Source organism: Chitinophaga caseinilytica (genome assembly GCF_038396765.1).
Taxonomy (GTDB): domain Bacteria; phylum Bacteroidota; class Bacteroidia; order Chitinophagales; family Chitinophagaceae; genus Chitinophaga; species Chitinophaga caseinilytica.
This window is the reverse complement of the sequence record NZ_CP150096.1, coordinates 2,124,809-2,149,084: the sequence shown is the minus strand read 5'-3', so window position 1 is coordinate 2,149,084 and position 24,276 is coordinate 2,124,809. Positions and strand designations below refer to the sequence as shown.

Sequence of the window (24,276 nt, the reverse complement as noted above, 5' to 3'; positions counted from 1 at the left end):
CGGTTATTCCGCAGAAAAAGGGTTTCCCCGGGCAGCGGCAGGAGCCACTGTGCGGGGGAACCGGGTTAACGAAAATGGATTACTGGTTGATCTTGAAACGGATGGGCAGGTTGAACCAAACGGGAACGCTTTGTCCGTTCTGGCGGCCGGGCTTCCATTTCGGCATTTTTTTGATCACACGGATGGCTTCGTCTTCACAACCGCCGCCTACTTTATTCGTTCCGGCGATTTCCACATTCGTGATCGAACCGTCTGCACCTACCACGAATTTCACGAATACCGTGCCTTCGATCCCATTTTCTTCCGCCGCGTGGGGATAACGGATGTTGTTGTTGAGCCACTTGTTCATGGCGTCTTCTCCGCCCTGGAATTGGGGCATGATCTCCACGAAGCTCAGGGGGCCTTGTTCTTTCTCCACTTTGGGCGCTTCCACCACAGTCCCTGTGCCGCCGGTCCCTTCAAAAGGATTTTCGAATTCACCGGGCTCGCCGGCCTGGGTTTTGGTACCGATGGCTACATCTTTTTTCAGGTCTTCTATTTCCTGTAATTCATCTTCCGGTTTCACTTTATCGTCTTTCACGATATCGGGCGTCACGTATTTTACGGAGGCTACGGCCGCCGGGGGCGGCGTTTTTACGGTGGGCGGAGGCGTGATGGGCTTTTCCTCCGGCGGCATTTCCACCGTTTTCAGTTCGATGGGCGCAACGTAAGGCTTGATATTTACATCACCGGCTTTGGAGTTCGTAGCCCAGAGGTAGGAACCTACTGAAACGAGTACCAATCCCGCCATACTGGCCACAGCGTTGCGGACGCGGCGGTCGTACCTGCGGCGGAGATCGTAGGCGCCGTAATCTTTGTTGCGGGAATTGAAGAGGATGTCGAGGAAGTCGGGTTTAGGCATTTGGGAGGTATTCATGGCGATTGTGTTTAACAGGAAGATGTGGGACTCACAATTTTCCATAAACTTTTTCCCGATGCGGCCTTAACATATTGAACCTTTTCACGTTACGATTGTTCTTCTGAAATGTACCCGCTGCTGTTAAACGGATACGAACCCTGTATGAGTAGCTGTTTCCCGAACATAATAAGGCGGATGGTCTGTGTGACCGCTGTGCTGACAACCGTTGCCGGGAGCGCCCCCGCCCAGCAGGGCGCCGCGGCCGGGGGGCCTGCGTTCACACTGGAACAATGCGTGCAGTACGCCCTCCGCAACCAGACCAATGTCGTTAACGCCCGGCTGTCGCGCCAGATGTCTACCGAAAAAATCCGCGAAACCCGCGGCAAACTGCTCCCCCACGCCAACGTGACGGGCAACTTCACAGATAATCTCAAACTCCAGACCTCCCTCATCCCCGACTTCACCGGCGATCCCAACAACAAAATCCCCGTGCAGTTCGGCACCAAATATTCTTCCGGCGTAACCGGGGAAGTCACCCAAACCCTCATCAACAGCGATTACTTCCTCGGCCTCAAAGCCGCCAAGGTATACGATGAACTGGCCGTCCGCGATTACCAGCGCACCGCGATAGACACCCGCGTGCAGGTAAGCGTCGCCTATTTCAACGTGCTCGTTTCCCAGGAAAGCATCCGCCTGGTAGACGCCAACCTCGCCCAGTTCGGCAAAACGCTGAAAGACACACGGGCACGGTACGACGAAGGCGTCGGCGAAAGGATCGATGTAGACAGGATCCAGACATCCTTCAACAATGTCGAGACCCAGCGCGCCAACCTCCAGCGGCAACTGGATTACACTTACGACGTCCTCAAATTCCAGATGGGCATGCCCGTAGATTCGGCCATCACCCTCACGGAAGACATCCGCTCGTTTACCGACGATATGCCCGACAGCATGAACTATAAATTCATGGACCGCCCGGAATACGCCATGCAGCGCGTGCAGGTGGAACTGGACAGGCTCAACCTCAAAAGCAAAAAGCTGGAGATCATCCCCACCCTCAACGCATTTGTTAATTATGGGTTCAACTGGTTCTCCGAAGATTTCGGGGACCTGTATAAAAAAGGATTCGGCACCTCCGCCCTCGGCGTCCGCCTCACCTGGCCGATCTTCACCGGAACGGAAAGGATCTACGCCGCCAGGCAACGCGAAATCACACTGCAGCAAAGCCAGAATTCGCTGAATTACCTGGCGCAGCAGATCCAGCTGGAAGTGCGCAACAACTGGACGCAATACCGCAACAACCTCGCTTCGCTCAACACCCAGCAAAAGAACATGGAGCTCACGCAGGGCGTGTACGACCGTGTGGTGCTGAAATACGAGGAAGGCGTGGCCACGAGCCTCGACGTGCTTTCGGCCGACAGCGAGCTGAAAACGGCGCAAAACGATTACATCAATGCATTGATCAATACCCTCATCAGTAAAGTGCAACTGGATCAGGCGATGGGTAAAATAAAAGCGGAATAAACTCCTTGTTATGCAACCTTACCGGAACCTTTATATCTTGCTGATCCCTGTGCTGGCGGTGGCCTGCAAGGGCAAACAGGCCCAGCAGCAAATGGCGGGCGGCAGGCCCAAAGTGCCCGTCACCGTTTTCGAAGTCAAAACCGCCAGCTATACCGTCACCGAAAGCTTCCCCGCCGTGCTCACGGGCAACAACACCATCGATATCCGGTCTGACGTGACAGGGTTCCTCCAGAAAATACACGCCAAAGACGGCAGCACCGTTTCGAAAGGACAGGCGCTGTACGAAGTCGATAAAAGCCGCAGCCAGGCCGCCTACGACCAGGCCAATGCCGCCGTCATCCAGGCGGAGGCCGACCTGGCGCTGAAAAAACGCGACCTGGAACGTTATTCCAACCTGCTCAAAAAAGACGCGATTTCCAAACAGACCGTAGACCAGGCCACTACGGCCGTACAAACTTCAGAAGCCTTGCTGGCACAGGCCCGCGCCACCCGCGCCCGCTCGGGAACGGATATCAGCCACGCCGTTCTGCGCGCGCCCATCGCCGGGAAGATCGGCATCGCGCAGCTGCGCATCGGCGACCTGGTGACCGCCGGCTCCACCGTCGTGAACACCCTCGTCAACGAAGATCCCATCTTCGCCGATATCGACATCCCGCAAACGCGCTACAACGAATTCCGTAAAGATGTCGGCGATAAAGGGAGCGATCATCAATACTACCTCACCTTCCCCGGCGGCGAACCTTATCCCGAACCGGGAAGGATCCTGTTGGTGAACAACGTGGTAGACGCCCAAACGGGCACGATCCGCGTCAGGCTTACGTTCCCCAACAAAAGCGGACAACTGAAATCGGGCATGACGGCTTCGTTGCAAATGCAGTTCAAGACCGGCGAAAACCAGGTGGCCATTCCCGCCAAATCCATCATCGAACTGCTGAGCGAAGTGAAAGTCTATACGCTCGGGCCCGGGAATGTGGTGGAATCGAAACCCGTACAGAAAGGTTCCCTCCTCGATAGCCTGCAGATCATCAACAGCGGCCTCCAGCCCGGCGACAAGGTGATCACGGACGGCCTGCAGAAGATACGCCCCGGCGATACCGTCATTGTTAAATAAAAGGCACCATGATTGCGAAAACGTTCATAGAAAGGAAGAATACAACGATCGTGATCGCCATCATTATGGTGATCGTCGGCCTCATCTGCATGGTCAACCTCCCGGTAGCCCAGTTGCCCGACATCGCGCCGCCCACCGTTTCCGTGAGCGCCAGCTACATCGGCGCCAACTCCACCACCGTGGAAGAAACCGTGACCACGCCCATCGAGAACCAGGTGAACGGTACCCCCGGCGCCATGTACCTCCAGTCGGCCAGCGCCAACGACGGCTCCATGAGCATCACCGTCACGTTCGAGATCGGCACCGACCCCGACATTTCCACCCTCGACGTGCAGAACCGCGTGAGCATCGCCTCTCCCAGCGTGCCGGATGATGTCCGCCGCGTAGGCATCACCACCAAGAAGCGCTCCAACGACATGCTCATGGTGGTGGCGCTGCTTTCGCCCAATGGCACCCACTCCAAAGCGTTCCTCGACAACTACCTGAATATCTACCTCAAACCGGAAATTTCGCGCGTGAACGGCGTGGGCGACGTACAGGCCTTCTCCAACGACTACTCCATGCGCATCTGGCTCGATCCGCAGAAGATGGCCAACCTCGGCCTCACACCGGCCATCGTGGCCGCCGCGATCCGGGAACAGAACACCCAGGCGCCGGCGGGCATCATCGGCGCACCGCCCGCCAATAGCGACCAGGCTTTCGAATACACCGTGAAAGTCCGCGGCCGTTTGCTCACTTCCGAAGAATTCGGCGACATCATCGTTTCCAGCAACCCGAACACCGGATCGCTGGTACGGTTGAAAGATATCTCGCGGCAGGAACTGGGCTCATTCAGCTACGCGATCGATGTAAAGGCCGACGGCAAAACCGGTACCGGGATGGGGATTTACCTCACGCCCGGTGCCAATGCGCTCGATGTGGCCGAACGCGTGGAAGCGCGGATGGCGGAGCTGCACAAAACTTTCCCGTCAGACGTAGACTGGATGGTACCATTCGAAACCGTTTCCTTCGTTCGCATATCCATCAGCGAAGTGATCCAGACGTTTATGGAAGCACTGGCGCTCGTGGTGATCGTGGTGTACATCTTCCTCCAAAGCTGGCGCGCCACGCTCATTCCCATCCTCGTTATCCCTGTATCACTGATCGGTACCTTCATATTCTTCCAGCTGCTGGGCTTCTCCATCAATACACTGACGCTGTTCGGTTTCGTACTGGCGATCGGGATCGTGGTGGATGATGCGATCGTGGTGGTGGAAGCGGTCCAGCATCACATCGATGCCAATGGCATGTCTCCGCGCGACGCTACGTTCAAGGCCATGGAGGAAGTGTCTGCCCCGGTGATCGCCATCGGGCTGATCCTCGCGGCGGTATTCGTTCCCGTGGCGTTCATCCCCGGTGTGAGCGGCAAGCTGTACCAGCAGTTCGCGCTGACGATCGCGTTTTCCGTGATCCTTTCGGCATTCCTCGCGCTGAGCCTTACCCCGGCGTTATGCGCGGTGATGATGCGCCCGTCCAAGCTCGACGACAAAGCGAAAGGGCTCAGCAAACTGCATTACAAGTTCAACGTCTGGTTCGAAAAATTCACGCACCGGTATACCAATGGCGTTCGCCGGGCCATCAAGCAGACGGCTTTCGTGCTCATCCTGATGGGCATCCTTTTCGGCGCGGCCTTCCTCCTGTTCAAGAAAGTGCCTTCCACGTTCGTGCCGCAGGAAGACATGGGCGCGATGTTCCTCGCGCTCGATCTGCCAGACGCGTCGTCGTCCATGCGCACACGGGAACTGGCGCTGAAAGTGAATAAAATGCTGTCCGACGATCCGGCGGTGCAGCATTACATGGGCGTAACGGGCATCAACTTTATCGGCGGCGGCGCGGTGAAACCCAGTTCGGCCACGTGGTTCGTGAACCTCAAGCCCTGGGAAGAACGTTATGCCAAAGGGGAAAATATGAATGTGGTATCAGCCAGGATTCAGGGCAAGCTGGCCCAGATCACGGAAGCCACGGCGCTGGCCATTCCGGCACCCACGCTGCGGGGGCTCGGCACTTCGTCAGGCTTCTCGTATGTGCTGGAACAGCGGTCGGGAGACGATATCACGGAATTTGCGCGGGTGCTGCAAAACGTGCTCATCGCCGCCAACAAGCGGCCGGAAATCCAGATGGCGTACGCGTTTTTCAGCGCATCCACCCCTGAATACGACGTGGAAGTAGACCGGGAACGGTGCAAGCAGATGGGCGTAGCCATCAACGACGTGTTTACCGCGCTGCAAACGTTCCTCGGCGGCATGTACGTGAACGATTTCACACGGTTCGGCAGAAGCTTCCGCGTGGTATTGCAGGCAGATACCACCTATCGCAAAAACATCAGTCAGCTGCAATATTATTATGTCCGGAATGCGGCAGGCACTATGGTGCCTTTAAGCACGCTCATCAAATATAAAATGGGTGCGGGCGCGCCTGTCATCAACCACTTCAACCTCTACCGTTCCGCCGAAATCAGCGGCACGAGCAAGGCCGGCTATTCTTCGGGAGACGCCATCAAGGCCATGGAAGAGGTTTCCAAAGAGGTGCTGCCAGCCAATTTCGGATACGATTGGTCGAACATATCCCGGCAGGAGATCGAAGCGGGCAACAAGAGTTTTCTCATCTTCATGTTGTCTATCCTTTTCGTATTCCTCCTGTTGACTGCCTTATATGAAAGTTGGTCTGTCCCATTTTCGGTACTCCTGGCCGTCCCTGTAGCCTTATTTGGAAGCATTCTTGCACTTTGGCTTACCGGGCAAGCCAACAGCGTGTATTCCCAGATCGGGTTGATCACGTTGATTGGTTTGTCCGCCAAGAATGCCATCCTGATCGTGGAATTCTGTAAGGAGCGTGTAGACAGGGGAATGCCGCTGTTGCAGGCCACGCTGGAAGCGGTGAGCCTTCGTTTCCGGCCCATTCTCATGACTTCCTTCGCGTTCATTCTCGGTGTGATGCCGCTCGTGTTCTCACAGGGCGCGGGCGCGGCTTCCCGCGTGAACATCGGCTTTACGGTGGTTGGCGGGATGCTGGCGGCCACCCTGCTGGGGATCTTCACCGTTCCCGTGCTGTACGTGCTCATCACACGGATGGCGTACGGCAAGAAGAAACTGGCGGAACTGGAACAGGAAGGCAAGAATAATGCGGAATCCAGCAACGGCGGACATTAATTCCGTTCTTCCGCATTGTCGCGCTCCCATCCCGTGTCCCGGATCATCATGTTGGTATAGGCATCCGCCTGTATCATTTTCTGTAATTCTTCTATTCTTTCCTTCGCGGCATTGACGTATTGCTTGTCGTCGCGGAAGGCGGAAAGGCCTTTGAGGGATTTTTCGTCGAACCGGCGGAACATCCTGGCGGCGCGCTGCGACTGGTAGGCCCTGCGGCCCAGTAACTTCAGCACGTCCGTTCCCAGGCGCAGCGAGGTATCGATGGTTTCGCGGTAAATATTGAGCACGCCTGCGTTCATCAGTTCGAATGCGTCGGCATTGTCGACCGCGCGCACGAGCATGCGCAGGTGCGGGAAATGTTTCTTGACGGCCTCCACCACTTCCAGGTTCTTTTCCGGCGTGGCCATGGCGATCACGATGATGGCGGCCTGTTCCGCCCCGGCGGATTTCAGCAGCTCGAACCTCGACGCGTCTCCGTAATGCACTTTCAGCCCCATCCGCCGCAGGAGGTCTACGCGGTCGGAATCGAGATCGAGCACCGTTGCCGGCACGCCACTGGCACGCAGGAAGCGCCCTATCACCGTACCGAAATGATCGAACCCGGCGATGATCACGGCGTGGCGCTCGTCGATACTGTCGGCCTCGCGCTCTTCTTCATCCGAAGCATTGCTGAACCGCGGTTGAATGAATTTCTCGAAAGCCAGCATCACCAGCGGCGTGAGCGCCATGGAAATCGCCACCACGGCCATCATCATATCCACCAATTGCTGCGGCAGCAGCTTGGCGCCGGCGGAAAAGGAGAACAGTACGAAAGCGAATTCGCCCACCTGCGGCAGCGCGAATGAGAAAAGTAAATTCTGGTCGCGGCTGAGGCGGAAGAGTTTGCCGAGGGCCGCCAGCACGAGGAATTTCACGATCATGATGCCCACTACCAACCCGGCAACGATCCACGGCGACTGCTCGATCAATCCAAAATTGATCGTAGCGCCGACGCCGATGAAAAACAATCCCAGCAGCAATCCCTTGAACGGTTCGATATCGCTTTCCAGCTCGTGGCGGTATTCGCTGTTGGCGAGCAGTACCCCGCCGAGAAATGCGCCCAGCGCCGGGCTCAGCCCTACCAACGTCATCAGCACGGCGATCGCGACTACTAGCAGCAGCGCGGAGGCCGTGAAAAGTTCCCGCAGGCGGGTGCGCGCCACGATGTGGAGCACCGGCTTCACAACGTACCGTCCACCGATCACCAGTCCAAACACCGCGCCCAGCACAACGATCGTTTTGACCCAGGCCGGCTGGTTGGCGATGAGCGAGCCGCTTTCTTCCGCCGCCACCGTAGTGCCGGCAGGCGCCAGCAGCGGGAAGATCGCCAGCATGGGGATCACGGCGATATCCTGGAACAGCAGCACGGAAAAGGCGCTCTGCCCTGCGGCGGAGCCCATCTGTCCCTTTTCGGTCAATATCTGCAGCACGATGGCCGTGGAGGAAAGGGAAAGGATCATCCCGATAACGAGCGCTTCGTTCCACGGAAGGCCGCACAACATGGCGAGCCCCCCGATCAGGAATGCCGTTACCACCACCTGCAACCCGCCCAGCCCGAGGATCGGCGCGCGCAGCTTCCAGAGCAGCGACGGCTCCAGCTCCATCCCGATCAAAAACAGCATCATCACCACCCCGAACTCCGCGAAATGCATGAGGTCTTGCCCGCTCTGGCCGATAAGCCCCAGCAGGGCCGGACCAATAATGATCCCCCCGAGCAGGTATCCCAACACGGAACCGAGGTTCAACTTTTTGGCCAGCGGTACAAACACCACCATGGTCGCCAAATACACAAGTGCCTGGTAGAAAAACGATTCGTTCGACATATTTCGGATTTACAGGGTTCAGGAGAAACGCGCCGGCAGTTGCCCCGGCATGCCGCCGGGAGCAATGGCTTCGGCCTCGCGCAGGAGGGCTTTCAGATCGGCGGTGCCGGCGGAAAGACTTTGCAGCAGCTGAACGTAGCCGTCTGCATACCTTCCGAGCTCCGCCTCGTCGATATGGGCGGAGCCGGGCACCACGTATGGCGGCAGGTATTCCATGTGGCAGAGCGCGGCCGTTTGCCGGAAAGGCAACAGGAAATCATACACCGCGTGGCCGTGGTGGCCTTCGGGAGAATAGGCATGCGCATTGCCGCCGGTGGAGATCACCTGCATGAGGTATTTCCCTTTCAGGGCCGTGCCGTCTTTCCCGTATGCCCAGCCATGTTCCAGCACCAGGTCCATCCACTGTTTCAGCAGCGCCGGGCCGCTATACCAGTAAAACGGGTGCTGGAGGATGACGAGATCGAATTGTTCGAGCAGGGGCTGCTCCAGTTTGGGCAGCACATCAAAGTCTGGATATTCTTCGTAAAGATCGCGCAGGGTGATACCCGGCAGCGTACGCACTGCCTTGATGAGCCGCGCATGCACGCGCGACCGTTCGAATGCCGGATGGGCGAACAGGATCAGAATTTTCAATCGGGTAAAAATTACAAATGTGCACTGAAGTTAAGATTTTAATCAACTCCAATGCACATTCGCAATCGTAAGGTATCCTTATATCTGAAGGGCCCCTGCTGCTGCTTCGTCAACGAACCAGTGCAACTGGCCGTTTTCGGGACGGATGAGCTGGGAAGGATATTTGTCGGGATCGGGATCGCCGTCGATGACGCTTTTGAGCGTCAGCGCCTTTCCTTCGCCGGTAGCCATGAATACCACGCAGGCCGCGAGGTTGGTAACGGGCGCGGTGAGGGTGATGCGGTACATGTCCTGCGCTTCGAGCCAGAAGGCTTTCACCCAGGCTTTCTTTTCGTGGACGATGGGCAGGCCGGGGAAGAGCGAGAGCGTATGCCCATCGTCGCCCATACCGAGGAGCACCAGGTCGAAGGTGTTTTCTTTTCCGTCGAAATATTCGTGCAGTGTTTTTTCGTATGCCTTCGCGGAAGCTTCGGGCTCGATGTCTGTCCGCATCACGTGGATGTTTTCGGGAAGGGCGCCTACTTTATCGAGGAGCACGTCGTACGCCATGCGGGCGTTGTTGCGGGCGTCTTCGAAAGGAACGGCGCGCTCGTCGCCCCAGAAGAAATGTACCCGCCGCCATTCGATCATGTTGATGTACGGTTCTTTGGCGAGCAGGGCGTAGAGGGCTTTCGGCGTGTTGCCGCCGGAAAGCGCGAAGGTATAGATCTCCTGTTTCTGCAGTGTTTCCTGGATATGCTGCGTGATGAACGCGGCCAGGTTTTCGCTCAGTTGCTGCGGGCTATTGGCGATGTGTAATTCCATGCTTTACTTTTTTTCCGGTGGCAGATTGATCCAGGCGTGACCGTCGCGGGCGATGAGGGCATCGGCGTCTTCGGGGCCCCAGGAATCCGGAACGTAGTTCGGGAAATCGACGGGGTGGCGGTTTTCCCAGGTTTCCAGGATGGGCATGATCACTTTCCAGGCAGATTCTACCTGGTCTGCGCGCATGAAGAGCGTGGCGTCTCCTTCCATCACGTCGAGCAGGAGGGTTTCATAAGCCTCGGGCGTATGATCGTCGCTGTTGTCGTACGTAAAGGTCATGTTCACCGGGTCGAGGCTCATCGTCTGCCCCGGGCGCTTGGCCTGGAAGCGGATGCGGATGTCCATTTCGGGCTGGATGCTGATCGTCAGCCGGTTGCTGCGCCAGGATTCGGCCGCTTCAGACGGGAACGCGAAGGTGGGCGCGTCTTTGAACTGGATGGTGATGTGGGTCGATTTCTGGTGCATGAGCTTGCCGGTGCGCACGTAGAACGGCACGCCCTGCCAGCGCCAGTTGTCGATGAAGAACTTCACCGCGGCATAGGTTTCGGTGGGCGATTGCGGGTTCACGCCTTTTTCTTCGCGGTAGCCCGTCACCTGCTTGCCTTTCATCCAGCCGGCACCATATTGGCCGCGAACGGCGTATTCGTGCACGTCTTCCTTTTTGAGAGGGCGGATGGCGTTGAGCACGTCCACTTTTTTATTGCGGATCTCGTTGGCGTCGAAGGAAACGGGGGCTTCCATGGCCACCATGCACATGAGTTGCAGGATGTGGTTCTGGACCATGTCGCGCAGGGCGCCGGAATGTTCGTAATATCCGCCGCGGCCTTCCAGGCCTACGCTTTCGGCGGCGGTGATCTGGATGTGGTCGATGTAATGGCGGTTCCAGACCGGTTCGAAGAGCGCGTTGGCGAAGCGGAGCGCCAGGATGTTCTGCACGGTTTCCTTACCGAGGTAATGGTCGATACGGAAGATCTGCTCTTCGGCGAAGAGGCCGGTCAGCAGATCGTTCAGTTCATGTGCGCTTTCGAGATCGTGGCCGAAGGGTTTTTCGATCACGATGCGGGTGGTATTTTTCTCCTTGCAGAGGTTCAGCGTGCCCAGTTCCTGCGCGATAGACGGCACCAGCTGGGGCGCTACGGCGAGGTAGAAGATCACGTTGGGATGAACGCCCCATTCTTCTTCCTTTTTGCACACGTAATCAGCGATGCGCTGGTACGAGGCGATGTCGCCAGCGTCGAGCTGCAGGTAATTCACATGCTGGAAGAATTCCTGGTAATGGCTGTCGGTTTCCGCTTTGCGGCGGGAAAACTTGTCGAGCCCTTCCTGGAGGTGGCCACGGTATTTCTCATCGGAGTACTCCGTACGGCCGATGCCTACGATGGCGAACTGGTCCGGCATCCACTCATCGAGGAAGAGGTTGTAGAGCGCGGGGGTCAGTTTCCGGTAGTTCAGGTCGCCGCTGCCGCCGAAAATGAAAAGGATGGAAGCAGGTGGGCGCTTATGTTGTTGCATAAAAAAAGTAAAATATTAATGGTGTTGCCAGTTGGTGTGAAAACTGCCTGGCATGTCTATACGCTGGTAAGTATGTGCGCCGAAGTAATCGCGTTGTGCCTGCACCAGGTTGGTGGGCATGGTCTCACAACGGTACGCGTCGAAATACGACAGGGCCGCCATGAATCCCGCGGCCGGCAGACCCGCCTGTGCGGCCTGCACGATCACGGCGCGCATGTTATGTTCCTTCGATTTGACAATTTCGGCCACTGCTTTGTTCAATAACAGGTTGGGAACTTCGGGGGCGGATTTGAGCGCCTCGTAGAAAGTGCCCAGCAGCAGGGAACGGATGATGCATCCGCCGCGCCAAACCTTAACGGCTTCGGCCAGCGGGATATCCATGTTGTGCGCCGAAGATGCGGTGTGCAGCATGGCCATGCCCTGTGCGTAGCACATCACGGTGGCGAACTGGAGCGCGTCTTTCACCTGGTCGATGAACAGTTTGGTTTCGGCGGAAACGGGCAGCTTCGGCTCGGCGTACACCTTCGAAGCATCCACCCTTTCGTCTTTATAAGCGGAAATGCTGCGCATGGAAACGGCCGTATCGATGATGGTTACCGGCACGGCGAGGTCCATCGCTTCCTGGGACGTCCATTTGCCGGTGCCTTTGGAGCCGGCTTTGTCGAGGATGACGTCGATGAGGCGTTTGCCCGACTTGTCATCGTCCTGCAGGAAAATATCGGCGGTGATTTCGATGAGGAAAGATTGGAGCTCCCCTTCGTTCCAGGATTTATATACCTGGTGAAGCTGGTCGTTATTGAGACCGGCGGCCTGGAGCATCCGGTAGCTTTCGCTGATGAGCTGCATGATGGCGTATTCGATGCCGTTGTGGACCATTTTCACGTAATGGCCGGCGGCGCCCTTGCCCAGGTAAGCCACGCAGGGCTCCCCGTTCACTTTGGCGGCGATGGCTTCCAGCATGGGTTTCACATGGCTGTAGGCTTCCTGGTCGCCACCGGGCATGATGCTCGGGCCGGTGCGTGCGCCCTGCTCACCGCCGGAAACGCCTACGCCCATGAAATGAAATCCTGCCGCCTTCATACCGTCTACCCGGCGAAGGGTGTCTGTGAAGTGGGAGTTGCCGCCGTCGATCACGATGTCTCCCGGTTCCAGCAGCGGGCGCAGGGATTCGAGCACATCGTCTACCGGCTTGCCGGCGGGCACGAGCATCATGATCCTGCGGGGGCGCTGGAGCTGGCCCACCATTTCTTCCAGAGATACCACCCCTTTCACGCGGGTGCCGGCGGTGGCGGAGGTTTCGAGGGCTTTGGCCTTCTCCGTGTCCTTGTCGAAGCCGATCACGGCAAAACCATGGTCTGCCATGTTGAGCAACAGGTTACGCCCCATTACGCCCAGGCCGATCATGCCGAATTCATACAAGCTGTTTGACATATATTCAGTTATCTGTATTGAAGGGGCGAATTTAGCCAATTGCCCCCATTAATTATTTGCGGAGTTGCAACGTGAGATCGCGGAGGGCTTCCAGCGCGCGGTGCGCCAGTTCCTTCACCTTCTCGTCTGTCAGGTTGCCGTTTTCGTCGAATTTGGAAGGCGCCTGCGCCACCAAAACTTCCGGCTTGGCGATCTGCTTCATGTCCAGAAACTGGAAAACGGGCTTGAAAGCCAGCTGCATCCGCACCGTTCCCCACATGCCCGGCGTAGCGCCCATGAGGGCCACGGGTTTGTGCATCAGGGGCGCGTCGGTACCACGGCTGGCCCAGTCGATCGCGTTCTTCAATCCACCGGGAATGGAATAATTGTATTCGGGAGATACGATCAGATAAGCATCCGCCCGCGCCAAAGCCTCGCGCATCGCCACCACCGAAGGCGGCCGCTCGCCCGTGTCCAGGTCGGAATTATATAACGGAACTTCATCAAATGTAACGATCTCGGAAGTCATCCCCGACGGGAGATTGGCCAGGGCGGCGCGTAACAGCGCCGTGTTGTAAGAGCCTTTCCGGAGGCTGCCGGAAAGACCCGCAATATGTACGTTGGTACTCATGAGATATGCAGTTCGAACATCAACGCCGCAAAAATAGGTACAAAAAAGCAGGAGGCGAAGGAAAAAACGGCCGCATGGAGGTAACGTACAACGAAAACCGGCCACCAGACAAGCCGGCAGCCGGTATTGGGGGGCGATGGATCAAAAATCTACCGGTTGGTCACCACCTTCAGGGTAACGGGGTGGGTGGGCACGTCGCCGGAAATGAACAGGGTATATGCCTTTCCTTCCGCCAGTTGCACGTTGGCCTGCGTCAACTGCACCACGCCTCCGGGGCTCAGCCGCACCTGGAAAGAATGCGAGCCGGCGTCTATGGGAATAAAATTGTCGTAATTCTCGGCCGTGGCCTGGGTTTCGAACGGCCGGTTGGGGAAAATGGGCTGATACGCCGACCCCACCAGGTAATTCACGTCAACGGCAGCCAGCCCGTTGGCGAGATGGAAGAAACGGATGAAGGCCTTGCCCGCCTGGGCGTTGGGGAAATCGTCTTCCACCACGAATTTCACGAAGCTGGTGGATTGGTCGGCAAAAAAGATACTGTAGCGGCGGTTTACGCCAAACTGGATGTTTTCCCGGAGGAGGGTTTCGCCCGTTCCGTTGCGGTTCACACGGAACATCCGGTTGCCGGGAATGGCGTCAAAATACCCGACGGTAGAGCCATAAGGCATCGCTGAATTGTTCAACTTATTGGGTTCCAGGTACATATCAGCGGAAGTGGTGCGGGCGGACGCCTGGTAAACCATCGCAGCGGCCACGGGGAGCGGATTATCGTCGTCTTTGTTCCGGCTACAGGAAGCAAACAGGAACAGGACGGTGCACAGTGTCAGCAGATTTCTCATAACCAAATTTTTTGGGTGGAAGGATGGATATGGGAAAATGGACAGCAGTAGTATTACAACTCCCGTGCCGCAGAATTTTTTATCTTGTCTTCCGTTATGAAAAAAGCGATCCTGACCTGCCTGCTGGCTGTTTCCGCTACGGCTGTTTCGGCCCAGCAAAGAACGAAAGCCACCCTCAACCACCTCGCGCTGTATGTCCAGGACCTGGAGAAGGCGACGGTTTTCTACCGCGACCTCGTAGGCCTCGACACCATCCCCGAACCGTTCCACGACGGCAAGCACACCTGGTTCTCGGTAGGCCCGAAAAGTCATTTGCACCTCATCGCCGGGGCAACCGGGCCGCATACGGGCGACCGCAACTCGCACATCTGCTTCAGTGTGCCTTCGGTAGAAAGCTTCATCGAAAAACTGGCGAAAGCCGGCATCCCGTTCATCAACTGGGCCGGCGAAAAAGGGAAAGTCACCAAACGGGTAGACGGCGTGCAGCAAATCTACCTCCAGGACCCCGACGGGTATTGGGTGGAAGTGAACGACGCGAAGGAGTAAGGGAGCTCCCCTACTGCTTCACGAGCCTGAACTGGTGCGCCACCGGCGTCCGCAATGCCGCCGGTACCAATGATGCACGCTCGAATGCCGCGCGGATCTCGGATTCCCGGGGTTTGCTTTGCTGGTAGGCCATCGACCTTTTGATATTGGCGGAATCCAGCCCGGATGCGGCGGGGTTCGCGGTATATGCTTCCAGCTCCTTCATGAAACGGTGTTCCACGAGCCGGATGTCACGGAGCTGCTTTTCGAGCTTCCAGGCTTCGGCCAGATGTTTTTGTATCTCCTGCGCCTGCTTGTATTGCGGCGTGTTTTCGTACAGCCCGAGGTTTAAGCCCCTTTCCAGTTCCCCGGAAAACCAGGTCCCGATTTTTTCATCATCGATATATAAGGTGTAGTCGCCCGGCTCGAGGTAATGGACGAACAGCATTTCACGGCTGATCTGGGTGAGCACGTCGGTGATGAGCTGCGCGGGCTTCTGGTCTTCGCGGAGCGGGAACGGCAGCGCATTTTCCAGCATGGTGAACGAAATTTCGCTTTCACCGCGCTTCAATCCGCTGATCTTGCAGAATTTGCTTTTCGCCTGGCTTTTTTCGGTGGTTTGATCGATGACCATGTACGAAACGAAGGGTTCCGCCTTCATCGCCTTCAGCCATTCCAGCCCCATGAGCAGATGTCCCGGCCCGGCGGGATGCACGCGGTCCTTACTCACGATCGTGGCGGTGGAATCTGTGGCCTGCGCGAGTTTGTTCGATTCCACCATCATCGTCCAGTAATCGACGACGGGGATATTGTGTTTTTTTCCGAGGATTTTGATGAATTCGCCGCATTCCTTCAGCGCGTCGTTCACGCCAAAAAGATTGTTGCCGGCCATTTTCGAAGTTTGATCGTAAATGGAAGGCGTTTGCAGGATCACTTTCACTTTTGCAGCGAGGAGCAGCGTCACGAGGCTGTCCACATTTCTTTTATAGGCGCTGATGGCGTCGAGCTGTTTCTGGCGGATGCCGGGCTCGTCTTTCCTGCGGGCGTCGTACAAGGGGCGGTTCACGTCGTTCATCCCGATCATCACTACCACATGCGTGGGTTTGTGGATAAGGATATCGTCGTTCAACCGGCGGATCATGCCCGAAGCCACGTCGCCGCTGATCCCTCCGTTAAAAAACCGGACCTGTGTGGAAGGGAACCGGGTGGCGTGGTACAGGGCCACATTGTGCCAGTAATCGCCGTTGTGGGTGATGCTGTTGCCGGAAAAGACCACCCGGTCCCCGAACTTGAATATTTGTGCGGAAGCTGCCTGGCAGGCAAGCAGCAGGAGAAGGATCAAATAACGTGTGCGCATGGTAGATCGATAAGGTTTGCCGATAAATATACGCACCCATTCTTCAATTTTCAGGCCCGATTGTATTTCGGCGCCACTTCCCGCTCCATAAACCGATCGATGAGCGTGGCGATCTGCGGAAGGTGGGTTTCCAGCGCAAAATGGCCCGTATCCAGCAGGTGGAAATCAACGTTTTGCAGGTCGCGCTTGTAGGGATGGGCGCCGGATTCCACGAAAATCTGGTCGTTTTTCCCCCACACCACCAGCGCGGGCGGTTGCCAGGTCCGGAAGTACGCCTGCCATCCGGGGTACAGGGGCGGGTTGTTCTGGTAATCGAAGAACAGGGCCAGCTGGATGTCGCCATTGCCGGGGCGGTCGAGCAGCGCCTGGTCGTGCGTCCAGGTGTCGGGGCTCACGAGCGAAAGGTCTTTCACGCCGTCTTCGTACTGCCAGCGGGTGGATGCGGGCGCCGTCATCACCGAGGCGCCTGCGATGGAGGCAGGGTCTTCCGGGCTCGTCCAGTATTTTTTGATCGGCGCCCAGAAGCCGTCTTCCATCCCTTCCACATACGCATTCCCGTTCTGCACGATCAATCCTTCCACTTTTTCGGGATGCCGCGCGGCGATGCGGAAACCGACCGGTGCGCCGTAATCCATCACGTACAGCGAATATTTTTCCAGCCCGATGGCGCCGAGGAACGCGTCGATGGTATGCGAAAGGTTATCAAACGTATAGGCGTATTCGTGAACGGCCGGCATGCTGCTCTGCCCGAACCCCGGGAAGTCGGGCGCCACGAGGTAATACTTGTCTTCCAGCGCGGGAATGAGGTTGCGGAACATGAAGGAAGAGGTGGGAAACCCGTGCAGCAGTACGATGGCGGGATTGCGGCGATCGCCGGCTTCACGGTAAAAGATGTCCTGTCCGTTGATGTTAACGGTGTGGTGATGTGTCATAAAATACGGATTTTAATTTTGTACTAAATGGTCAAATATTGGTGATAAAAAAACGGCATTTGCATGCCGTGCATTATTTTTTCAGGGGGCGATGAGCGACAGTTGCATGTCTACCAGGTCTTCCAGCGCTTTCCGGTTGTACATCCTGCGGGAGATGCTCATGCCGTTCCACATGTTGGTCAGGAACCGGGCCATCAGTTCGGGCGAAACTTCCTTGCGGACCTGCCCGTTCTTCACGCCTTTGCGGAGGTATTTGAGGTAGATGGCTTCCAACTCGAAGAGTTTGTTGCGGGCCATGGTGGCCAGTTCTTCGTCCATCCCGCACATTTCGCCCAGGGTGTTGACAAGGAAGCAGCCTTTGGCATGGTCTTTCAGGTCTACCGGCCGGGTTACCATGCGGAAGATGTCGCGGATGCCTTCGATGGGATTGTCGTGCGCTTCGAACTTCTGCGTCATGTCGTTCACCGCGTATTTGAAGAACCGGTCGAGCACGCGGACGAACAGTTCGCGTTTGTTCCCGAAGGTGTTGTACATGCTGCCCTTGTTGATGTCCATCGCGGTGAGGAGATCCTCCATCGAGGCGGATTCGTAGCCTTGCGACCAGAATACTTCCGTGGCTGCGTTCAGCGCCGTTTCCTCATCGAATTCCTTGTGCCTTCCTGCCATGTGCTCAATTGCTTTACGTGACAAAGATAGTATTTTGTACCGTACGGTCAAATTTATTTTAAAAAGAAAGCACATCCGGGGGAGATGCGCTTTCGCAGAGGGGATTAGGGGAAAACAAACAGTAGTTATCAGACTAGCGATTACAAAAGTAGGCCCCGCCGGCAAGAAAAACACGAGTGAAACTGCTGATTCGGGAAAAAGCGTAGTTCTACGCAAGTCAAGCTTGCCATTTTGCAAACGTTTGCATAAATTAGCGGTATTCAAATTCCGCATGTTATGAAAACTGGATTCCTGCAGGCCTGCGCGGCATTGCTCCTGCTGCCCGCCGCCCTTTCCGCGCAGTCGGGCAAAAATGCGCTGCGCAACTTCCCTCCCGGCGCCACGCCGGAAGAAATCGGCCGCAAAGTGGCGGCGCGCTTCGTGGCTTCGCCGCATACCAATTTCGGCCGGCCCGTTCCGCCCCGGGTCATCACCTACCCGGAAACCTGCACCTGGTACGGCGCGCTCACTTTTGCGCAGGTAACGGGCGACAGCCCGCTCCGCCAGCAACTGAAAGACCGCTTCGAACCGCTTTTCGGCGCGCGCGACACGCTCATCCCCATTCCCGACCACGTAGATTACACCGTTTTCGGCTGCGTTCCCCTGGAGCTGTACCTCCAAACGAAAGAAGACCGCTACCTCCGGCTGGGGAAAGGCATCGCCGATAAACAATGGGGCCCGCCCGAAGGGAAACGCGTCGTTCCCGCCAGCCACCGTTTCTACGACCAGGGCTACACCTGGCAAACGCGCCTCTGGATCGACGATATGTTCATGATCACCGCAGTGCAATCGCAGGCCACCCGCGCCACGGGCGACCGTAGCTACATCGACCGGGCGGCCAACGAAATGATCCTGTACCTCGATTCGCTCCAGCAGCCCAACGGCCTTTTTTACCACGCCCCTTCCGCGCCTTTCTTCTGGGGCCGCGGCAATGGCTGGATGGCCGCGGGCATGTCCGAACTGCTGCGGTCTGTCCCGAAAGACAATCCCAACCGTCCACGCATCCTGAAAGCCTACCAGACCATGATGGCTTCGCTGCTGAAATACCAGGCAGACGACGGGATGTGGCATCAATTGATAGACGATCCGCAGTCGTGGAAAGAAACCTCCTGCACGGGAATGTTCGCTTTCGCCATGATCTCCGGCGTCAAAAACGGCTGGCTCGACGCCAAAACGTATGGCCCTGCCGCCAGGAAGGCCTGGCTGTCGCTCATCACGTACCTCGACGAAAATTCCGACATCCGTAACGTTTGCGAAGGCACGAACATGAAAAACGATCATCAATATTATCTCGACCGCAAGCGCCTCACCGGCGATCTCCACGGGCAGGCTCCCCTGCTGTGGTGCGCCACGGCGCTGCTGCGGCCCTGATCCATATCCAGAATACCAACGCTCAACGCCGGGACCGCTCAGTTCCGGCGTTTCATTTTCCCATAAAAAAACCTCCCGGACGTGGGACCGGGAGGTTTGGGGCACAAACATGGAATCTGTACGACGCTCCTGAATTATTTAGTGACTTCGATGCAATAGGTGGCGCAACGCCAGATCTTTTCGTAAGGCTTGCCGTTATGGTCGCCTTTTTCTTCCGCCGTGCCGGCCACTTCTACCATATAGCGGCCGGGCCAGAGCGGGGTGAAGGAAGATTTGCCGGTGCTGTCTGCCCAGAATTTCTTGCCCCAGCCGTTCGGCGCGAATACTTCGACTTCCTGTCCACCGGCGGGTTTGAGATTCTTAAGCGTATAGAAATCAATACTTTGTCCCACTTTAAGCGAAGCATCGGGCGCGGTATGAACGCTCAGTACGTTCTGATTGGCGGCGGGATCGATGGCGGCGGCTGCGCCAACGCGTACCACGGCGCTGGAATGATAATCCAGGCGGCTGCCGTGATAGAGATCTTTCACGATGTGTTTCATCACAACGGTATATACACCGTCTTTTTCAGGCGTGAAGAACGCCTTGTAGTGATCTTTGCCGGGCGCGCTTTGCAGCGGCACCACTTTACCGTCGGGCATTACCACGGAGAGGGAATAAGATTTGGTATCGGAGAACCATTTGTCCAGCGGCGAGATGTCTTTATCGGCGAATTCGCCCCAGAACACCCTCACTTCCTGAGCCTGGCCTTTTTTACCGACCGGGCTGGTCTCTATCCAAAGCGCATGGCCGAAAGTATGAATGGTGGTCATCACCATCAGGGCCAGCGTACAAGTAAAACGGAGTAACATGGGCTTCTTGTTTTGAAGGCATAAAATTAGGGTGGGAAAGATCGGGGGGATGATCGGATCGGAAAATTGATTTACGCATCCGGGAAAAATCGCGGGCATGTATTTTGCGCTGGGATAGGGATATTTCCATAATTTAGTGACAATGATATGCGTTATACACGCACAGCCCATAAACTTACCTGCATGAAACGGTTTTTCATACTGCTCGTACTCGCCCTCCCCCTTGCCGCCTCCGCCCAGAAGCTGACGGAATCCGCCATAGACGATATTTCGACCAAAATGGCCGCTACTTTCCTGAAACTCAACGATCCTGCGCTGGTATTCGTAACGGAACAGATGAGCCGGTCGGGCGCGGGCGGGCTGGAAGTGGACAAAACCATGCAAGACCTGAAGAAAGACCCCGCCACCCTGGACGCCGCGCTGAAATTCCTGTACCAGTACAGCGATTGCAACCGGCAGACCTTCATCGCCAACCTCAAAGCGATGAACATCAACAGCAGCAACGTTTTTCCCGTAGCAACCTACACCGTTAATAAATATAAGAACGAAGCCAAGGAGCTGACCGACGAGAAAGCCGCGCTCTACAAAGCCAACGCGATCCCCAAGGCCATTACCCTCATGGTGGCGCCGCCGGCCAATACCAACCAAGCTTCCACCGCTGCGCTGGACGGGCCCGCCCCTGCCAACGCCACATCCGGCCAGCAGCCTGCTACCACATCCGCTCCGGCAACCATCAATACCACGGCCGCCGGCATCGAATCGGCGGATACGCGGAACTGGGACGTCCGCCTAGTTTTCGGCATGACCAAGCCCGACCAGCTGCTGGACCTTTACGGCAAGGGGAACGTTGAGCTCCGCGACGCCACCGATTTCGACGGGAACGATGCCGGTAAGGCATGGGTCGTATACCCGGACACGGAAAACGAAATGGCGGTGGTATTCTATAAAGACTCCACCAAAACCATCACTTTCGCGGGAGAAAACGCGAAATGGCGCGCGCCTTTCGGCATCAAACCGGGCGACCCGATCGAGAAAGTACAGAAAGTGAACGGCAGAGGGTTCAAAATCAATGGTTTTGAATGGACGAACGGAGGAACGGTGGACAGCTTCGAGGGCGGGCAGCTCGATAAAAAGGGCGTGAACCTGCTGTTCAAGGCGCTCAATACCGGCGATCCCAAACTCTATGACCAGTTTACCGGCGAAAAAACCTTCCGGTCGGATGCCGGGGGCGTCAAAAAGCTCGGTGTTATCGTCGAAAAAGTCGAATTCCGGACCTCAAAATGACGATTCTTCCCGGTTTCCTTAATTTAGCCGCATGGAAGGCACCGGAAACAAGTACTACAGGCTTTTGGTCAAACTGGGAAATTTAAGAACGAAATACACTTCCCACCGCAATTTTTTAATCCTTATCAGCTTCATCGTTGGCGTGATAGCGGCCCTGGCCGCCGTTGTGCTGAAGGTGTCAGTAGCGTTTTTCGAGCACAGGGCCGAGGCGATGAACGACTGGATGGGGAGCAACTGGCTGTCCGCGATTTTCCCGCTGATCGGGACGGGCCTTTCCCTGCTGGTGCTCACCCGGTTTTTCCAGGGGCGCCTGAGCCGGGGGATCGGGTTCATCATCCAGAACATCGTCGGGAACAAGGGCCGCATCGATAAAAGGCATACCTACGGCCACATCCTCACGGCCGCGCTCACAACGGGCTTCGGGGGCAGCGTGGGGCTGGAAGCGCCCATCGTGGCCACCGGCGCCGCCATTGGCTCCAATACCGGCCGCGATCTGCGGCTTTCCTCAAAAGATACCATCCTGCTACTCGCCTGCGGCACGGCCAGCGGCATCGCGGCGGTGTTTAACAGTCCGTTTGCGGGCATCATTTTCGTCCTGGAAATCTTTTTGCTCGATTTTACCATCCCGTTTTTCATCCCCCTGCTGATTTCCACCGCCACGGCCACCGTTGTTTCACAACTCATCTATCCCGGAAAATTCATTTTCACCGCCAGCGAAAGCTGGAATATCCAGGCCATACCCTTCTACATCTTCCTCGGCATCGCCTGCGGCATGGTATCTGTTTATGTTACGCATACCGTGGAATGGATCGAAGGCTACTTCCATAAGCGCCGGATGACCTGGAAAACCTGGCTGCTGGCGGGTATCCCGCTTTGTGCCATCATCTTCTTCCTGCCACCGCTGTATGGCGAGGGCTATTCCACCATCACGCAATTGCTGGCCGGCAACAGCGCCGCGGTAACGTCACATTCACTGCTGCAGGGCTATAGCTCCGAAGTCTGGGCTATCATCCTCATGGCGGTATTGCTCATCACCTTTAAGATCGTTTGCGCTGCGCTGACGATGTGCGCAGGCGGCAACGGCGGGGTTTTCGCACCATCGATGATCACCGGCGGGATCACCGGATTCCTGTTCGCGTATCTCGTCAATGCATCCGGACTGTACCATCTCAACACGCCCAACTTCATCATCACGGCCATGGCAGGCGTGCTGGCCGGCGTCATGCACGCGCCGCTCACCGCCATCTTTTTGCTGGCGGAGATTTCAGGGGGCTACAAACTCTTCGTTCCCCTCATGATCGTAACGGCGATTTCGTACTTCATCACCCGCAAATACATCAAATATTCGGTGTACCATAAATCGCTGGTGGAGAAAAAATCCTGTCAGACGATTATCTTCCCGACCACTTCTGATCCATCAAAATAAAACAGCCCCCGGCGCAGCGAAGCACCGGGGGCTGTTAAAAGAAACCGCGCAGACCTGGGCCCACGCGGTTACAAATAGGGATAAGACAGTAACGTTCTATTTTCTCGTCAGTTTACGGATAGCATGATTTGCCTGGTCGGCCACGTACACGTTGCCGTCGCGGTCTACGCACACATCGGTGGGTGAATTGAGCTGCGCGCCCGCACCGAGCCCGTCGGCGAAACCGCGCGCCCCTCCTGCGATGGACACTACTTTTCCATCCACAGACACCTTCCTGATCTTGTGATTGTTCAGGTCTGCCACGAAGATATTGCCCGCCGCGTCTACCGTAATGCCATACGGATCGGCGAAGCGCGCGCCGGCAGCATCGCCGTCGAGGTAACCGGAGTTACCATCTCCCGCCACGGTGGTGGTTGCTCCAGCCTGCGTCACTTTACGGATGCGATGGTTCAACCTGTCTGCCACCAAGATATTCCCGTCTTTGTCCAGCTCCAAACCGCTGGGATTGCGGAACTGCGCGGCCAAACCGGTACCGTTCGCGAAACCGGCGGAACCGTTACCCGCGAGGGTGGTTACCTGTCCGTCGGCGCCGATCTTCCGGATGCGGTGATTCAGGTTATCGGCCACGTAGAGGTTCCCGGCCGCATCTACCACAATATCCAGCGGCTGGTTGAACTGCGCCGTTGCCACGGGGCCGTCCGCGAATCCGGCGGTGCCCGTTCCGGCCACGGTGCTCACAACGCCCGCCGGTGTGATCTTGCGGATGGCGTGGTTATCGCGGTCGGCCACGAAAATGTTCCCCTGCGCATCTTCCACGGCGCGCCAGGGCAGGCGGAACCGCGCCGCTGCGCCCGTGCCTTCCGTGTAACCGGCAGTGGTAGCGCCTGCGATGGGCGTCACGTTGCCCGCCTTGATCCGGCGGATGCGATTGTTGCCACGGTCGGTCACGATGATGGAGCCATCTGCCCCGATCGCTACGCCCTGCACCGTTTTGAACAGCGAACCAGCGATGGGCCCGTCCACCGAACCGGCCGTTCCATCTCCGGCGAGCGTGGTTACCGTGTATTCTTCCAGCGGGGGAAGATAGGTGAAAGTGCCGCCGGTCGCGGAACCCTTCGGAGTGGCAACGGTTACCGGGCCGGTGGTGCCATCGGCCGGCGTCACTACCTGCAGCGCCGTTTCCGACGCTTCTATCACGATAGCGGCTTTGCCGTTGAATTGTACTTTATTGTCTCCGCGGACCGTACTGAAATTTTTCCCTTTGATCGTGATGATCATATTCGGGAGGCCAGCCGAAGGATAAACCGCCGTGATCGCAGGCGTTGCCGGCTTTTCCGCATCGTCGTCCTTATTACAGGCCGCCAGCAATGCGAATGCAGGCAGCAGGATGTATGTCAATAATTTTTTCATGCT

General features: G+C 56.9%; 20 protein-coding genes. 7 read left to right on the top strand and 13 right to left on the bottom strand.

What is annotated here, in order from left to right:
• Positions 1-79 precede the first annotated feature (79 nt).
• Complete coding sequence (locus tag WJU22_RS09110; RefSeq protein WP_341842928.1) at positions 80-916, bottom strand: energy transducer TonB; 837 nt, start codon at positions 914-916, stop codon at positions 80-82.
• A gap of 186 nt (positions 917-1,102) precedes the next feature.
• Between WJU22_RS09110 and WJU22_RS09105 the strand changes: the two genes are divergently transcribed.
• From WJU22_RS09105 to WJU22_RS09095, 3 genes are read left to right on the top strand one after another with little or no spacing between them, the layout of a single operon-like run.
• Positions 1,103-2,422 carry a TolC family protein gene (locus WJU22_RS09105; protein ID WP_341842927.1) on the top strand — a complete coding sequence of 440 codons (1,320 nt, stop codon included), beginning with the start codon at positions 1,103-1,105 and terminating at the stop codon, positions 2,420-2,422.
• A gap of 10 nt (positions 2,423-2,432) precedes the next feature.
• Positions 2,433-3,533 carry an efflux RND transporter periplasmic adaptor subunit gene (locus WJU22_RS09100; protein WP_341842926.1) on the top strand — a complete coding sequence of 367 codons (1,101 nt, stop codon included), beginning with the start codon at positions 2,433-2,435 and terminating at the stop codon, positions 3,531-3,533.
• Positions 3,534-3,541: 8 nt separating this feature from the next.
• Positions 3,542-6,721: a multidrug efflux RND transporter permease subunit gene (locus tag WJU22_RS09095; RefSeq protein WP_341842925.1), complete on the top strand. Its 3,180-nt coding sequence runs from the start codon at positions 3,542-3,544 to the stop codon at positions 6,719-6,721.
• Here WJU22_RS09095 and WJU22_RS09090 read toward each other — a convergent pair.
• The 7 genes from WJU22_RS09090 to WJU22_RS09060 form a co-directional block, all read right to left on the bottom strand.
• Positions 6,718-8,583: a monovalent cation:proton antiporter-2 (CPA2) family protein gene (locus WJU22_RS09090; RefSeq protein ID WP_341842924.1), complete on the bottom strand. Its 1,866-nt coding sequence runs from the start codon at positions 8,581-8,583 to the stop codon at positions 6,718-6,720. The two genes, WJU22_RS09095 and WJU22_RS09090, sit on opposite strands and share 4 nt — an antisense overlap.
• Before the next feature lie 18 nt (positions 8,584-8,601).
• The gene (locus WJU22_RS09085; protein WP_341842923.1) at positions 8,602-9,216 is read right to left on the bottom strand and encodes an NAD(P)H-dependent oxidoreductase; all 615 of its coding nucleotides are present in this window, start codon (positions 9,214-9,216) and stop codon (positions 8,602-8,604) included.
• Between the two features lie 78 nt (positions 9,217-9,294).
• Entirely contained in the window at positions 9,295-10,020 is a 726-nt protein-coding gene (pgl, locus tag WJU22_RS09080; RefSeq protein ID WP_341842922.1) for a 6-phosphogluconolactonase, read from the bottom strand.
• A gap of 3 nt (positions 10,021-10,023) precedes the next feature.
• Positions 10,024-11,532, bottom strand: a complete 1,509-nt coding sequence (zwf, locus tag WJU22_RS09075) for a glucose-6-phosphate dehydrogenase (RefSeq protein ID WP_341842921.1) — start codon at positions 11,530-11,532, stop codon at positions 10,024-10,026.
• 15 nt (positions 11,533-11,547) lie between these two features.
• Positions 11,548-12,963 (bottom strand): NADP-dependent phosphogluconate dehydrogenase, encoded by a 1,416-nt coding sequence (gene gndA / locus WJU22_RS09070; RefSeq protein ID WP_341842920.1) that lies wholly within the window; start codon positions 12,961-12,963, stop codon positions 11,548-11,550.
• A gap of 52 nt (positions 12,964-13,015) precedes the next feature.
• Positions 13,016-13,573: an NADPH-dependent FMN reductase gene (locus WJU22_RS09065; protein ID WP_126245084.1), complete on the bottom strand. Its 558-nt coding sequence runs from the start codon at positions 13,571-13,573 to the stop codon at positions 13,016-13,018.
• 149 nt (positions 13,574-13,722) lie between these two features.
• Positions 13,723-14,412, bottom strand: a complete 690-nt coding sequence (locus tag WJU22_RS09060) for a DUF4397 domain-containing protein (protein ID WP_341842919.1) — start codon at positions 14,410-14,412, stop codon at positions 13,723-13,725.
• 96 nt (positions 14,413-14,508) lie between these two features.
• Between WJU22_RS09060 and WJU22_RS09055 the strand changes: the two genes are divergently transcribed.
• A complete protein-coding gene (locus WJU22_RS09055) occupies positions 14,509-14,958 on the top strand; it encodes a VOC family protein (RefSeq protein ID WP_341842918.1) in 450 nt (149 codons plus the stop codon).
• Between the two features lie 10 nt (positions 14,959-14,968).
• Here the strand turns inward: WJU22_RS09055 and WJU22_RS09050 are convergent, their stop codons facing one another.
• The 3 genes from WJU22_RS09050 to WJU22_RS09040 all read right to left on the bottom strand — a co-directional run bounded on the left by WJU22_RS09050 (position 14,969) and on the right by WJU22_RS09040 (position 17,892).
• Entirely contained in the window at positions 14,969-16,294 is a 1,326-nt protein-coding gene (locus WJU22_RS09050; protein ID WP_341842917.1) for an SGNH/GDSL hydrolase family protein, read from the bottom strand.
• Positions 16,295-16,344: 50 nt separating this feature from the next.
• Positions 16,345-17,226 carry an alpha/beta hydrolase gene (locus WJU22_RS09045; RefSeq protein ID WP_341842916.1) on the bottom strand — a complete coding sequence of 294 codons (882 nt, stop codon included), beginning with the start codon at positions 17,224-17,226 and terminating at the stop codon, positions 16,345-16,347.
• Between the two features lie 81 nt (positions 17,227-17,307).
• Positions 17,308-17,892, bottom strand: coding sequence for a TetR/AcrR family transcriptional regulator (locus WJU22_RS09040; protein ID WP_341842915.1), 585 nt, complete (start codon positions 17,890-17,892; stop codon positions 17,308-17,310).
• A 276-nt stretch (positions 17,893-18,168) separates the two neighbouring features.
• Between WJU22_RS09040 and WJU22_RS09035 the strand changes: the two genes are divergently transcribed.
• Positions 18,169-19,302 carry a glycoside hydrolase family 88/105 protein gene (locus tag WJU22_RS09035; RefSeq protein ID WP_341842914.1) on the top strand — a complete coding sequence of 378 codons (1,134 nt, stop codon included), beginning with the start codon at positions 18,169-18,171 and terminating at the stop codon, positions 19,300-19,302.
• Between the two features lie 134 nt (positions 19,303-19,436).
• Here WJU22_RS09035 and WJU22_RS09030 read toward each other — a convergent pair whose 3' ends face one another.
• The gene (locus tag WJU22_RS09030) at positions 19,437-20,153 is read right to left on the bottom strand and encodes a hypothetical protein (protein WP_341842913.1); all 717 of its coding nucleotides are present in this window, start codon (positions 20,151-20,153) and stop codon (positions 19,437-19,439) included.
• A gap of 183 nt (positions 20,154-20,336) precedes the next feature.
• Between WJU22_RS09030 and WJU22_RS09025 the strand changes: the two genes are divergently transcribed.
• Both WJU22_RS09025 and WJU22_RS09020 read left to right on the top strand, forming a co-directional pair.
• Positions 20,337-21,437 carry a hypothetical protein gene (locus WJU22_RS09025; RefSeq protein WP_341842912.1) on the top strand — a complete coding sequence of 367 codons (1,101 nt, stop codon included), beginning with the start codon at positions 20,337-20,339 and terminating at the stop codon, positions 21,435-21,437.
• Between the two features lie 31 nt (positions 21,438-21,468).
• Positions 21,469-22,863 (top strand): chloride channel protein, encoded by a 1,395-nt coding sequence (locus WJU22_RS09020; RefSeq protein WP_341842911.1) that lies wholly within the window; start codon positions 21,469-21,471, stop codon positions 22,861-22,863.
• Positions 22,864-22,959: 96 nt separating this feature from the next.
• Here WJU22_RS09020 and WJU22_RS09015 read toward each other — a convergent pair whose 3' ends face one another.
• Positions 22,960-24,273 carry an IPT/TIG domain-containing protein gene (locus WJU22_RS09015; RefSeq protein ID WP_341842910.1) on the bottom strand — a complete coding sequence of 438 codons (1,314 nt, stop codon included), beginning with the start codon at positions 24,271-24,273 and terminating at the stop codon, positions 22,960-22,962.
• Positions 24,274-24,276 lie beyond the last annotated feature (3 nt).